Origin of the sequence: Olsenella sp. Marseille-P4559 (assembly GCF_900605015.1) — a bacterium.
GTDB lineage: Bacteria > Actinomycetota > Coriobacteriia > Coriobacteriales > Atopobiaceae > Tractidigestivibacter.
Window position 1 is genome coordinate 659292 of the sequence record NZ_LR027574.1, and the last position, 14024, is coordinate 673315.

Consider the following 14024-nt stretch of genomic DNA (forward strand, 5'->3'; position numbering starts at 1 on the left):
TTTCTGTCCTACGAAAGCCTACAACCCAGGATAACGTTCCCGTACCGCCCGTCTCGGACGGCTGGTGGGCAGGGTGTTAGCTGGACCGTCGCTGTGCGCATACATGACAATGGTTTTCCGGCACTCGGCACGATTGGTGCTGGGGTGTCTGCGCATCAACGGGCAATGGGCCTGCTATCTATCCAGCTGTTTGAGCCTATGCTCCAAGGCTATAACCTGACGCATGGGGTCATCGGGCGTGCAAGTTACCCGGTGCCAAGTGTCTCCGCCACGGACCCGAAAGTCCACAAATGGCCCAAAGCCGCCTTCAAGCGTGCGCGCTGCCACCGAGAACGACGCGTCCTCCTTAACCCCCGGGTACACCACACCCTCGACCGCCGGGTGGCACACGAGATACCTCGCAACCGCCTGCGCCGCATCGGACGATTTTCGCCACTCCTGAAGCCTGTGTTCGAGAAGCGCGTGCTCCCTCTCCCCCACCTCCACACCGGCTGCAAGCAGCAAGCGCCCCTCACCTGATATGCCTCGATAGACCCACACAAGAACGCGGCCATCTGGCCCCTCATCCATCGGCATGAAGGCTACGTCTGCGCCGAGGCGCACCGCGGGGCACGCGCCCCCCGTAAGAGAGAGATCGCAGGCGAGAGAGGCTCCCCCATCGTGCGCGGCGGCAGCCAGCGCCCGAATGTCAGCACAGCGCTCGGGCTTTCCGGCAAGCGGTGCTACCACTTGCACGCCGAGAAGGGCCCGATCGAGCTCCCCCTGGCTCACCACGCGCAGCACGAAGGGTCGCTTGGACATGGTCCTTGCTCCTCTCGGTAAATGGACACAAGCGGCGAGGCGACCTTAGCGGCCGTCCCGCCGTAGGCTATCACAGGCTTGTCTCAGTCGACGCGCACTACCCTCGACGCTCGCGAATCTCCTCGGTGATGCTGGCCACGAACTCGTCAAGCCGGCGCTGGACGGTCTCGTTGGAGCGATCGCGCACGGAAATGAAGTCGCCCTCGGCCTCCTTCTCGCCCAGGATAAGCATGTAAGGCGCACGGTCCACCGAACGGGCCTCGCGAATTTTGTAGCCAATCTTCTCGTCGCGCTCGTCCACCTTCACGCGCACGCCGGCATTACGGAGAACCTTGGCAACCTGGTCGGCATATTCGCGGGTCTTCTCGGAAACAGGCAGGACCTTCACCTGGCAGGGCGAGAGCCACACGGGAAACTTGCCTGCGTACTGCTCGATGAGCATGCCGATGAAGCGCTCGAAGCTGCCGAAGCCCGCGCGGTGGATCATGATGGGCTGCTTCTTGGAGCCATCCTTGTCCGTGTACTCGAGCTGGAAGTTGTGCGGGAGCTGGAAGTCGAGCTGTATGGTGCCGCACTGCCACTCGCGGCCCAGGCAGTCCTGCAGGTGGAAGTCAATCTTGGGTCCGTAGAAGGCACCGTCACCGGGGTTGAGCTTGTAGTCGACATGCATGGACTCGAGGGCGTCCTTCAGGCCCTGCTCGGCATGCGCCCAGTCCTCATCGGAGCCCATGGAATTCTCGGGGCGCGTAGAGAGCTCGACGCGATACGGGAAGCCAAACTGCGCATAGTAGGCCGTAATGAGATGTGCGACGTCCATGACCTGCTCGGTAATCTGGTCTGGACGGATAAAGAGGTGCGCGTCGTCCTGCTGGAACTCGCGCACACGGAACAGGCCGTGGAGTGCGCCCCTGAGTTCGTGACGGTGGTCGATGCCGGCCTCGGCGAGCTTGAGCGGCAAATCACGGTAGCTACGCGGCTTGCTCTTGTAGATGAGGCAGGCACCTGGGCAGTTCATGGGCTTGATCGCGTAGTCCTCATCGTCGATCTTGGTGGTGTACATGTTCTCTTTGTAGTGGTCCCAGTGGCCCGAGGTCTCCCACAGGCTACGCGACAGGATGATGGGCGTCTGGACCTGGTCGTAGCCATACCTGTCCTGCATCTCCTGCCAGTACTGCATGAGGGAATTGCGTATACGCATGCCGTTGGGTAGCCAGAACGGGAAGCCGGGCCCGGCCTCGTTCATCATGAAGATCTCCATCTCCTGGCCGATCTTCCTGTGGTCGCGCTTCTCCGCTTCCTCGCGCAGGTGCTCCCATGCGGCAAGCTCATCCTTGCTGCGGAAGGCGACGCCGTTGATGCGGGTGAGCATCTTGTTGTCCTTGTCGCCCTTCCAATACGCACCGGAAACGCCCGTGAGTTTGAAGGCCTTGAGCGCCTTGGTGTAGAGGAGGTGAGGGCCCACACACATGTCGACGTACTCACCCTGCTTGTAGAACGTGATGTGGGCGTCCTCGGGGAGGTCGTCGATGTGCTCGACCTTGTACTTCTCGCCGCGGTCCTTCATATGCGTGATGGCTTCGGCGCGGGGAAGCTCGTAGGTCTCAAACTTGAGGTTCTCCTTGCAGATTCTTGCCATCTCGGCTTCGATCTTGGGGAAGTCTTCCTCCGAGATCTTGGTGCCCTTGGGAAGGTCGATGTCGTAGTAGAAGCCGTTCTCGGTGGCGGGGCCAAAGGCAAAGTCGGCCTTGGGGTACAGGCGCTTGATAGCCTGGGCCATGATGTGCGCCGCGGAGTGGCGAACGACGTGCAGCTCCTGGTCCTCGGGACACTCGCCCACGTGGCCATCGTTGTAGAGAACCTTCATGAGAAACCTCTTTCTTGGGGTAGCTCCCCTAACTTTTACTGCAGGGTGACATTGCTGGCCGCATCCGGCGACCGGCACATAACGGCGACTGTCACGTGGCGCATGGCCAGACGAGGGACAGCCGCCTAGATAGTCATCGCCGCAGTCGTGGTGCGCGTGACGAGAGACGCGTGGATACCAGCTGCGTCCTGGGCCAAACGGAACATGTGCACGTCGCTCGTGTGGCACATACCCTGATAACTCCCCCGCGCATTCTTTGACACTCCTGCGAGCTCATGCGACACTGCGTCTCCGTAGACGCGTTTGGTCACCTGCGCTGCCTGCCGTTGGATAAGCACTGACACTTTACACCAGAGATGATGGCTTGTCGCAGGGAAGACAAACTCACACGGGAGTCGCGCGAAGCGTGTGGGCGAGACCCTTGCGAGCCTGAGCCCCAAGAGGACCGTTGCCACACCTTTCCAGGCTGGCATATGTTGCCGCTCAGTGGGTGACCGTAAGATTGCCATCACCCATAAAAACGTGCCGTTTGGTGCTTCAACAAGATGGCCGGCTTCGTCGAGTGTGACCGGACAAGGGATGCCTTGTACAAAACACCTCTAACGCTGGAGTATTTGGTCGCCGTTGCACAAAAACGAGCTATCGCTGGGCACTTCGGGGCTCGATTATCAAAGACGCAACTTCTTAATCCATACTTTCGCATATTTGTTATACAATATGCAGCTAAATGGAACATTGATTCAATATTTGATGCCAAGTCCTCAAAGAGCCCCGCGATAGCTCGTTTTTATGCAGCGGAATTTCAATTTCCCACCGATAGAGCGTTTTTGTGCACACTCAGGCCGCCATGCAACGGAGGGTGGACGTACCAATGATGCTGGGAAGACGGCTTTGGACATTTTTGCCGATTTCGACACTGCTGTGTATCCGAAATCGTCTCATTAGCCATAGCAGCATGAGAAGGGGTCCCGCAGAAAGCGGAACCCCCAAGAAGCAAAGCTGGAAAGTTCAGCAAATCTTCTGTTCGCGCAGCTACTGGATGCGTGTACGGCAGTACGGACACACCTTCCAGTCAGCGTTGAGTGGACGATGACAGGTGGGGCACACATTCCTCACCTGGGTGTTGCAAATGGGGCACACCACAAAATCGCGGTCAATGGGGGCACCACACTTGGGGCAGATGCCGTAGTGCGAGAGCTGGTGCTCGCGCAGCGCAATGTCAAGATCTTGCTCCTCACGATCAATGAGGTAGGAGCTGGGCCGCAGGATAACGTACGCAAGAAGGCCCGCTATAGGAATGACCGAGATGATTGCCCACATCCACCAAGGCTCTGCACCACGACGCTGCGCATCGCGAATCACATAGACGATGGAGAGGACATAAAGCATCACGACACACACAACCATGAGGTACAGGACCATCCTGACCTCGGGGGTGAGAATTTGGTCGATAAGGTCTTGCATTCCCTGGACTCCTCTTGTTGACGCATGTGAACGCGACGCTTAACTTCCAGCGGTCGGTAGCGCATGACCGGGCAACGCGATTGATGATTGTATCAGATATGAGCAAGAATGCCCGCAACCTCGCCTGCAAGCATAATGGAGCCACACGCTACGGACGATTCTCCACACAATGCGAACGCGACCTCAACAACACTCCCATAGGTAGCGGCAACATCTGCGCCGGCCTACCTGATGATGTCACCATTCTCATCGTACTTGTAGAAACCCTCACCAGCAGCCATGCCGAGCCTGCCCTCGTCTATGTACTTCTGGAGCACTGCCTTCATGCCTTTGAAGTTGTAGGGCAGCATCATCTTCCTGAGCAGTGGGGTCGCGATGCCAGGCACCTTCTGGTACTGGTCAACGATGTTCATGGCGGTGGTGAGGCCCACGGTGTCGAACACCTGGAACGGACCCTTGGGGGCACCGGTGCCCGAAGTCCAGGCTTTGTCGATGCTCTGAGGGTCGGAGACGCCGTTGGCATAGAGGTCGAGGCCCGAGAGCATCCAGGGTACGAGCTGGGAGTTGAGCAGGTAGCCCGCCTTCTCCTTCTTCACGGGCAGCGGCTCCATGTGGATGCCACGGGCAAAGTCGAGCACTGCCTTAAACGACGCGTCGCTCGTTTCGCTCTGCACCATAACCTCGGTCACGTTATGCTTCCAAATGGAGTTGGCAAAGTGCAACGCCAGGTAGCGGTCGGGACGTCCGGTGTCCTTGGTGAACTGCGAGGGCAAGAGCGACGAAGAGTTAGTGACAATGATGGTCTTCTCGGGCATGAGAGGGGCGACCTTCTTGAAGAAGTCTGACTTCTGGTCGACCACCTCGGCCATCGACTCGATCACGAGGTCGGCATCGGCCACGGCCTTGGCGAGATCAAGCTCGAGCTTCATCTCATCGTGGGCCTTGCGCACACGAGCGGTGCACTCGTCCGCATCGAACGAGCCGAAGTCGGCGATACCGGGGCACCATGCAGGGTCGCTCGCGCTCTTGGCGCCCCTCATGCCCTCAATGGCCTCGAGGTACTGCTGCTCGAACTTGTCGAGCTTGGGCTGGCAGCGGCCGATAGAGCTCTCGGAGCGCAGCCAAATAGTGACGTCGTAGCCCCAATATGCCGCTTGCAGCGCAATCTGCGAGCCCAGCACGCCACCGCCGGCGACCACAATCTTCTTAAAGCCCATGGCATGTCCTTTCATCGGTTTCGTAACGATTCCTATTCGCGATTTTATCGTACTCGGCCTTGGTAACAGCCAACACGTGAAATGCAGGTCCACCACGAGGGGCAGCACGTCCCACTGACGAGCTAGCCGCGGTTTTGCACGCCGGGGCGAAAGATGCCCGTCACCTCACCAGCCGTGGTGATGGATCCGCAGGCCACGAACGACTCGTTGGCAAGCGCTGCCACTGCCCCAGAAACCGAGTCGAACGCTGCAACGGGCGCGTTGCCTGCGGTCGCAAAGAGCGCACCAAGCTCCTTGGCGGGAAGGGCCCGCGGTGACGAGGTTTGGGCGCACACGACGCGTGGGAACTCCGGGGCAAGCAGGCACACGATGCCCTCGACGTCCTTGTCGGCGAGAACCGCGCAGAGAAGCACGGGCCGATTCGCCACGTTAGGTGCCACCGCGCGCACGGCCGCGAGGAAGGCGGCAACGCCCTGGGGGTTGTGGCAGGCGTCAACAAGCGCCATGGGCTCGGGACGCACCACGTCAAAACGACCTGGAGTGGGGCAGGTAACCACGGAGTCGAAGAGCTTATCGGCGTCAAGCGGACGGCCAAGGTAGTCTTCGGCAAGCTGCACGGCACATGCCACGTTTGCGGCCTGGTAGGAGGGCTTGAGCGCACTCACCTCGGCGTAGGTCGACCGCGTCGTGCGCACGTCGAGCACAAGCGAGCCGCCGATGCGGTTGGGCTGCTCGATCACGCGGTACGTCGCATGCGGGAGCTCTGCGCGCTCGCAAGGGATACCGGAATGCATCTCCCCCACCGCGTCCGAGAGCACCTCGGGCCTCAGGAGCGTGGGCGTGACACCCACGGCACGGCACTGGTCGAGAAGGACGTCCTCCACAGTCACAGGCGTTGCCGTCCCCACGCCCAAGACGCAGGTGCGTCCCGGCTTGATGATGGCAGCCTTCTCGCCTGCAATCTTCTCGAGGGTGTCCCCCAGGATGCGCATGTGGTCAAGGCCGATGCCCGTCACGGCAACGCTCTTGATGGACTTAACCGCAGACGTGGCATCCCAGCGGCCTCCCATGCCGCATTCGAGCACGGCCACGTCTACGCCCGCCTCTGCAAACACCGCGCACGCGGCAACGGTGAGCAGGTCGAACTCGGTGATGTCGTAGGGCCTCTCGCCCGCATGGGCACGTCGCGCGTTCACACGCTGTCCCGCCACAGAGGCGGCGGCAATGCCACGCGCGAAGGCGCTCTTGGAAACGGGGTGGGCGGCAACCTCCATGCGCTCGGTGTGGCTCACGAGCTCGGGCGAGGTGTAGAGCGCCACGCGCAGCCCCTCGCCAGCGAGAAGCGCGGCAGCATACCGGGCCGTCGAGGTCTTGCCGTTGGTACCTGCAATCTGGACGCTCTCGAAGGCGAGGTCAGGGTCCCCCAACTCGGCAAGCATGTCCTCAACGCCCTCAAGCATGGGGCAGATGCCAAAGCGCAGTGCGGAGTGAAGCGTCCCTAGCGCCTCGTCGTAGGTTGTCTGGGGAACGTCAAACGGAAGATGATACATGGTGTCTCTCTCGCCCTTCGGCACGGCCTGGCCGCGCGGCCCTACATCAAAACCATCTAAGCTTAGCCATTTGCATGCGCGTCGGCCATGGACGCTCTACCATAGGCAAGCCAGTATCCAAGACCAACCAAGATGGTGCCCCCAACCAGGTTTCCCAAGGTCACCCACAGCAGGTTGGAACACACGCCAAGAGCGAGAATCCCCGGGACCTCGCCGCCCAGGCCAAGCAGCTGGACGACAAGCCCATACGGGAGAAAGAACATGTTGGCGACGGAGCGCTTGCACCCAGATGCGACAAAGCCCATGACCGGCATCACGCAGGCCAGGAACTTGTCGGCCACAGAGTGCCCCGCAGACGACATCCAAACGGCCAGGCACACCATCACATTGCACATGATGCCGCGGCAGAAGGCCGCCATGGGCGACAGCGATGACTTCGCTAGATGCCTTAGAGACCCCCACATTGACCGTCTTCTTGAGGGTCTGAGCGGGAGACAGGTAATCTAGCTGGTTTGCATCCATGGCACACGACCTCCCAAGGGTCTGGGCTTGCCGGGTCCCAAACAATCAATAGTTGTCACAGCGCACTAGGAGAGCCAGAGCTAGAGCCCGAGCAGCCTCAGTGCCTCGGAGCGCGTCTTGGAATCGCTCTTGAGGCAGCCGCGCACGGCCGAGGTCACGGTCTTCGCACCAGGGGTGCGGATGCCGCGGATGGTCATGCAGGTATGCTCCGCCTCGACCACAACAAGAACGCCGAGAGGGTCAAGCTCGCGCACCATCGCGTCGGCAATCTGACTCGTGAGGCGCTCCTGCAGCTGAAGCCGACGGGCGTATCCCGTAACGCATCGGGCAATCTTCGAGAGCCCCGTGATACGACCGTCCCGTGGGATGTAACAGACGCCCACCCTGCCCATGAAAGGCAGGATATGATGCTCGCACATGCTGGCAAAGGGGATATCGCGCACAACGACCATCTCCTCGTTGCCAGGCTCGTGGAACTGCTTGCGCAGATAGTGGCCCGGGTCCTTTCGCATGCCACCGAAAATCTCCTCGTAGGCACGCGCAACGCGGTCTGGCGTCCCCACAAGCCCCGGCCTGTCAGGGTCCTCGCCGATGGCGATAAGAAGCTCCCTTACGGCAGCCTCGACGCGCGGCTTGTCGAGCTTCCCATAGGCGAGCTCCGAAGTCCTACCGAGACCCTCGGTCTGCTCGGGAAGGTCGTAGTCCTCGTCCTCGAACGAGACCATCACCTCTCCACCGTCCTCTGCGTCGCCTCGATAACGTGCTTGGCGAGCACCGCCGTGGTAACGGAGCCAACACCACCCGGAACAGGCGTAATGGCTCGCACGATTGGCTCGACGGCATCAAAGTCCACATCGCCCACGAGCTTTTGGGCCTTCTCGTCCCAGTTGATACCAACATCGACCACAACCTGCCGAGAAGAGGCGCAGGCCTCCCCCACCGTGCCAATGTGGCCAGCCGCGGCAACCACGATGTCGGCATCGCGACACGCCGCCGCAAGGTCGCGCGTGCGGGTATGGCACATGGTGACGGTGGCGTTTCTCGCCTGGAGCATCATCGAGACCGGCTTGCCGATAACGAGCGAGCGCCCGACCACGGTGACCTTGGCTCCCTCGAGGGGGACCTGGTAGTAGTCGAGAAGCTCGACCACTGCCTCGGCCGTGCATGGCGGAAAGCCAACGGGCTGACCGGCAAAGACGCCGTAGAGAGACCCCTGCGTGATGCAGTCGACGTCCTTGGCGGGGTCAAGCGCGGTACAGATGGCCGTCTCGTCCAGGGTCTTGGGGAGCGGCCGGAAGAGAAGGCAGCCGTGGATGCCGGGGTCCTCGCTCACCTCGCGAATGACGCCTGCCAGGCTCTCCTGGGTGCAGTCCACGGACAATGCGAACTTGCGCAGCCCAAGGCCCACCTTCTCCGCGCTCTTTGTGGCACCACGTTCGTACGAGAGGTCATCCTCGCGCTCCCCCACGCGCACGATGGCAAGCGTGGGGCGCACGCCCTGGGAGACCAGTGTCTCCACCTGGGGCACAAGGCGTTCTGTGAGCGCCTTTGTGACCGGCGCCCCCTTCATTATCTGCTGGGCCAACGGATTCCCCTCTCAACTCGCAAGTAGGCATTGTCGGCCTTCTTGCATCCCTCGTCGAGCATTTCCTGCGTACGAGACAGCAGGCTCTCGGTGTAGTCGCGGTCTGTCATCGACTTGGCGTTGATAAAAATGTTGAGGCTCACCGCCTTGAGCGCTGCCGAGAGAATCGTTGCTCCGGCGCCCGCGTCACTGATCGCGATCTTGGTGCCAATGCGGCTCACCTCATCTACCAGGTCAATGGCTTCGCAGGTCTTCTCCATGATTTTGAGCGGCGGCTCGCATGCCAAACGCAGTGCCGCCTCCATGACCTCGGCCTTGCGTACACGCTCCTCCTCGGTTGCCTTGGGAAGGCCATAGGCACGCGAGAGTGGCTCGAACGCCTTGGCGTCCTCGTCGGCCAGGGCGAGAAGCTCTGCGCGAACGGCCTCGAAGCGCGGAATGAGCTCCTCGATGCGGCCTTGCACGTCTGCGTACTTCCTCTTGCCAAGCGTGAGGCTCGCGACCATCTGCCCAAGCGAGGCACCTACTGCGGCAGCAACTGCCGAGGCACCACCCCCGCCAGGCGCCGGAGCCTTGGAAGAGAGCACATCCGAGAACTCATCAAGCCACATGTGAGCTACAGTATCCATCCACCCTCCAAAAGAAGGAAAAAGGTCCGAATAAGAAAAAGTAGGTTCGCTCCGGGTCTCCCCCAGGTGCCGCCGAGAAGATCGCCCGAAGGCGACTGGCAGGATTGTCGGGCTTAGAGAAGCGCGGGAGCCCCCCGGGGAGACTCTAGAACAGCCCGATAATCCTGCCGTCAGGTGTCACATCGATCTTCTCGGCGGCAGGCACCTTGGGGAGTCCGGGCATCGTCATGATGTCGCCCGTGAGCGCTACGATGAAGCCGGCTCCGGCAGAGACCTTGAGGTTGCGCACGGTGATGCGGAAGTTGCGCGGGGCACCGAGCTTGTGCTGGTCGTCGGTGAAGGAGTATTGCGTCTTGGCAACGCAGATGGGAAGCTTGCCAAAGCCCTGCTCCTCAAGCTCCCTAAGCTGCTTGGCAGCCTTGGTGGTGTAGTCGACACCGTCGGCGTGGTAGACCTCGGTGGCGATGGCGTTCATCTTGTTCTCGAGGGAGTCGTCGACGTCGTAGGCAAAGCGAAAGTCGTTGGGCTGGTCGCAGAGACGCAGCACCTCCTCGGCAAGCGCCTCGCCGCCTTCTCCGCCCTTTGCCCAGACCTCGGAGAGTGCAACGTTCACGCCAAGCTCGTGGCACTTGTCTTCGACCACCTTGAGCTCGGCCGCTGTGTCCGTGGGGAACACATTGATGGCAACCACCACGGGCAGGCCCCAGACATCCTTGATGTTGGAGACGTGCTGCAACAGGTTGGGCATGCCCTTCTCGAGCGCCTCGAGGTTCTTCTGGCCAAGGTCTGCCTTTGCGATGCCGCCGTTGTACTTGAGCGCGCGAACGGTGGCCACGAGCACGACCGCGCTGGGGTGCAGGTTGGCGTAGCGGCACTTGATGTCCAAGAACTTCTCGGCACCAAGGTCTGCACCGAAACCTGCCTCGGTAACCACATAGTCCGCGAGCTTGAGCGCCGTGGTCGTGGCCTCGACGGAGTTGCAGCCGTGGGCGATGTTGGCGAACGGGCCGCCGTGCACGAATGCGGGGTTGTTCTCGAGCGTCTGGACGAGGTTGGGCTTGATGGCGTCCTTCAGGAGCGCCGTCATGGCACCCTCGGCGTGAATGTCGTGGACCGTCACGGGCTTCCTGTCGTAGGTGTAGGCGATGACCATGCGGCCGAGGCGGGCCTTGAGGTCCATGAGGTCAGTGGCGAGGCAGAAGCAGGCCATGACCTCAGAGGCCACGGTGATGTCGAAGCCGTCCTCGCGCGGCATGCCGTTGGCAATGCCGCCGAGACCATCGACAATGCTCCTGAGCTGGCGGTCGTTCATATCGACGCAACGTTTCCACACGATGCGGCGCGGGTCGATGCCAAAGGGGTTTCCCTGCTTGATGTGGTTGTCGAGCATGGCGGCGCAAAGGTTGTTGGCAGCGCCGATGGCATGGAAGTCGCCGGTGAAGTGGAGGTTGATGTCCTCCATGGGGACAACCTGGGCGTAGCCGCCGCCGGCGGCACCGCCCTTCACGCCAAAGACGGGACCGAGCGACGGTTCGCGCAGGCAGAGCATCGTCTTCTTGCCCAGGCGGTTCATGGCATCGGACAGACCGATGGACGTGGTGGTCTTGCCCTCACCGGCAGGCGTGGGGTTGATGGCTGTCACGAGGACGAGCTTGCCCTTAAGCGGCTTGCCCGTCAAGGAGTGGATGTCCACCTTTGCCTTGGTGTAGCCGTAAGGCTCAATCATGTCGCGAGAGAGGTCTGCCTTCTCGGCAACGGCGAAAATGTCCTCCATCTTCGCTTCCTGTGCAATCTCAATGTCTGATTTTGCCATCGCATGCTTCCTTTCGCTTTATGGCGCTGGTCGACGCCAATGGTTACCGAGTCTCACGGGACGAACTGACCGCCCTCCATTGTGTTGCAATGGAAGGGACTTGGGCAGAGAAGTTCGCATCTCCGTCTGACTCTTACAAAAGGCTCCTTGGATCCGTGGGCCTTCACCAAGCTTTGACCGGATGGCATCCGCCTCGCTTCCGCGCCTGGATACCAGACTTTGGGAACCATTCGCCCCGCTTGCCTTACACGTCGATTTACCGACCTCCCAGACGTGGCCACAATGGAAAAACCGCCGCAACCGGCGAGAAGCAATCGGCGAATTGCCCAAGGGAGACACTCCGGAGCACGCATGGGCAGATGCCGGCAGCAGCTTCGGATAAACCCTTCTGCCTTCTGGGAGGATGAGCCAACCATGCGGGATTCGGACGGTTAGGGCTGGTCAAATGACGAGATTCCGCGTATTTCCGCCCCAGCGGGTCTTTCCTGCAAATCCCGGATGGTTAGGCTGCCCTAACCGTTCGAAAATACCTAGACGGCGAAATCCGGCGTCATTGCGGGCGCAAATCCTGGTCGGTTATCCGCCTCCAGCGGTCGCGGCAGTTGCCAAGCCGACACCCGAATGATGCGATCAATCTGTTGGGGATTCCGTCGTCCCAATTATCCGGAAGCCGCCACACGACGCACCTGGTGGGTGCGATGCCATCCGGTAAGCATGCGCACCTGCCTTGTACAGCTCTCTCTAGAAGCTTGTCCAACCGCCGTCGATCGTCATCTGCTCCCCGTTGACGAACTTGTTGTCGTCGTCGATGAGGAACATGATGGCGCGCGCGATGTCCTCGGAATCACCCATCATGCTGTTGCCGTCGGCGTCCAAGCCGAGCGACACGCCGCCGCGGACGTTGTAGAGGTCGTTGCCCTCCTCGTCCATCACGTCGCGGTCTGGCCATTTCTCCATCGCGTTTCCGAGAATCCCCGAGATGATCGCACCGGGGTTAACGACGTTCACGCGGAGGTTCCTCCAGTGGTAGGACCAGGCGAGGTTGCGCGCAAGGCCGAGAACCGCGTGCTTGGAGGTCACGTAGGCGGCCCCCGCTGTGGATCCGTAGATCCCGCCGACCGACCCCACGATCACGACGCTGGCGGCGGGCCCCTCGTGGTCAAGCAGGAGCGGCAGCGCGTCTCGCACCGTGTAGAAGCAGTCGTTGCAGTTGACGTCCATCACGTACTGCCAGAGATCGTCGTCAGTCTTGTGCGCCGGGCACATCAGGTCGAGCACGCCCACCACGTAGAGCAGCGTGTCGAGCGTGCCGTACTTCTCGCGAACCAGGTCGAGTGCGCGCCTGCGGTCCTCGGCGCGCCTCACGTCACCGTAGACCATCTCGAGCGTGCCGGGGTAGTCGCCCATCTCCTCGACGATCTCGTCCAGAGTGTCGGCCATGTTCTCTCGGTTGTTGTCGAATCCCACGACCTTGGCGCCATCAGCCAGCAGCATTTTGAGCGTGGCTGCGCCCATGCCGGAGGCGCAGCCCATAAGCAGCGTGACCTTATCCTTCTGAGTAGCCATTTCTCTCCTCCCCTAGCACCACTTGGGTTCGACGATCGTTGCCGGTGAGTCGTTTGGGCCTATGGTCACCTTGGTGCCGATGGGGCACTTCTTCGCGTCGACGACGGCAAACCCGACATTCTTGTCGACCGTGTAGCCATAGATCATCTGGCGGCACTTACCCACCGGGATGCCTCGCTTGCGCACTATCTCGTTCTGGGCGATGTCCTCGTAGCTCTCGCGCTCGATTTCAACGCCCATGAAGGCCCAGCGCGGCCCGTCCTTCTCGGCCTGCTCGAGCGCCGCGCGGCCGATGAAGTCACCCTTCTGGTCGAAGTGCACCGACCAGCCTAGGTTTGCCTCGAAGGGCGTGAGGTGGTGGTAGTCCTGCCTAAGGGCCATGCCCTTTTCCATGGGTAGGCTCCGCACGTAGACCTCGAGGGTGTAGACCTCATGGGCGCCGGTCGCGCGCAGGGCATCGGCAATCTTTCCGGAGTCGGCGCGCCTGCAGTAAATCTCGAAGCCAAGCTCTCCCGTGAAGCCGCCGCGGTCCACGCGAACGTCCACGTCCCCCACCCTGGTATCGACAATCTGGAAGCGCTTGAGACCGTCGACGGGATCGGCCACGAGCTGGTCCATGGCCTCAACGGACCTTGGCCCCTGCACGGAATACATGTCGATGTCAAGCGTGATGTCCTCGAAGATCACGTCGGCATCCCCCTTGTGCGCGGCAATCCATCTCATCATCTGCGGACCATAGAGCGTGGAGAGCCACCAATGGTCATTGGAGAGGCGCATTGCCATGAGGTCGTCGATGATTCCGCCCGTCTCGTCGAGCATCGTGGTGTACCTCTCGCGGCCAACCTTGCAAGTCGCGACGGTATTGACCAGCAGATGGTCGAGAAGCTCGGTTGCGTCGGCCCCCCTCACGTCGATGGTGCCATGGGTCCATCGATACCAGCCGCAGGCGTTTCTGACTGCCATGGCGTCGGCGCGCGCGACTTCGTCATCCTTGAACAGCATCTCTCGTCACT

Annotated in this window: 12 protein-coding genes; all 12 read right to left on the bottom strand. The window is 61.2% G+C overall.

Annotated features, from left to right (window positions below):
* Positions 1 to 174: 174 nt before the first annotated feature.
* Positions 175 to 801: a PLP-dependent transferase gene (locus tag E0E00_RS09230; RefSeq protein WP_130812237.1), complete on the bottom strand. Its 627-nt coding sequence runs from the start codon at positions 799 to 801 to the stop codon at positions 175 to 177.
* 97 nt (positions 802 to 898) lie between these two features.
* A complete protein-coding gene (thrS, locus tag E0E00_RS09235) occupies positions 899 to 2665 on the bottom strand; it encodes a threonine--tRNA ligase (protein WP_130812238.1) in 1767 nt (588 codons plus the stop codon).
* Positions 2666 to 3697: 1032 nt separating this feature from the next.
* The gene (locus E0E00_RS09240; protein WP_130812239.1) at positions 3698 to 4129 is read right to left on the bottom strand and encodes a zinc ribbon domain-containing protein; all 432 of its coding nucleotides are present in this window, start codon (positions 4127 to 4129) and stop codon (positions 3698 to 3700) included.
* 224 nt (positions 4130 to 4353) lie between these two features.
* Entirely contained in the window at positions 4354 to 5346 is a 993-nt protein-coding gene (locus E0E00_RS09245) for a 3-hydroxyacyl-CoA dehydrogenase (protein WP_130812240.1), read from the bottom strand.
* A 122-nt stretch (positions 5347 to 5468) separates the two neighbouring features.
* The gene (locus E0E00_RS09250) at positions 5469 to 6896 is read right to left on the bottom strand and encodes a folylpolyglutamate synthase/dihydrofolate synthase family protein (protein ID WP_130812241.1); all 1428 of its coding nucleotides are present in this window, start codon (positions 6894 to 6896) and stop codon (positions 5469 to 5471) included.
* A gap of 62 nt (positions 6897 to 6958) precedes the next feature.
* Complete coding sequence (locus E0E00_RS09255; RefSeq protein WP_130812242.1) at positions 6959 to 7360, bottom strand: formate/nitrite transporter family protein; 402 nt, start codon at positions 7358 to 7360, stop codon at positions 6959 to 6961.
* Positions 7361 to 7498: 138 nt separating this feature from the next.
* Positions 7499 to 8143: a GTP cyclohydrolase I FolE gene (gene folE / locus E0E00_RS09260; RefSeq protein WP_130812243.1), complete on the bottom strand. Its 645-nt coding sequence runs from the start codon at positions 8141 to 8143 to the stop codon at positions 7499 to 7501.
* Positions 8143 to 8988 (bottom strand): tetrahydrofolate dehydrogenase/cyclohydrolase catalytic domain-containing protein, encoded by an 846-nt coding sequence (locus E0E00_RS09265; RefSeq protein ID WP_130812653.1) that lies wholly within the window; start codon positions 8986 to 8988, stop codon positions 8143 to 8145. The genes folE and E0E00_RS09265 overlap by 1 nt, the downstream gene beginning before the upstream one ends.
* On the bottom strand, positions 8988 to 9632 hold the full coding sequence (locus E0E00_RS09270; RefSeq protein WP_207302707.1) for a cyclodeaminase/cyclohydrolase family protein: 645 nt from the start codon (positions 9630 to 9632) through the stop codon (positions 8988 to 8990). The genes E0E00_RS09265 and E0E00_RS09270 overlap by 1 nt, the downstream gene beginning before the upstream one ends.
* 145 nt (positions 9633 to 9777) lie before the next feature.
* On the bottom strand, positions 9778 to 11445 hold the full coding sequence (locus tag E0E00_RS09275; protein ID WP_130812244.1) for a formate--tetrahydrofolate ligase: 1668 nt from the start codon (positions 11443 to 11445) through the stop codon (positions 9778 to 9780).
* 741 nt (positions 11446 to 12186) lie between these two features.
* Positions 12187 to 13011, bottom strand: a complete 825-nt coding sequence (locus E0E00_RS09280) for an SDR family NAD(P)-dependent oxidoreductase (protein WP_130812245.1) — start codon at positions 13009 to 13011, stop codon at positions 12187 to 12189.
* 12 nt (positions 13012 to 13023) lie between these two features.
* Positions 13024 to 14013, bottom strand: coding sequence for an aminomethyltransferase family protein (locus E0E00_RS09285; RefSeq protein ID WP_130812246.1), 990 nt, complete (start codon positions 14011 to 14013; stop codon positions 13024 to 13026).
* Positions 14014 to 14024 lie beyond the last annotated feature (11 nt).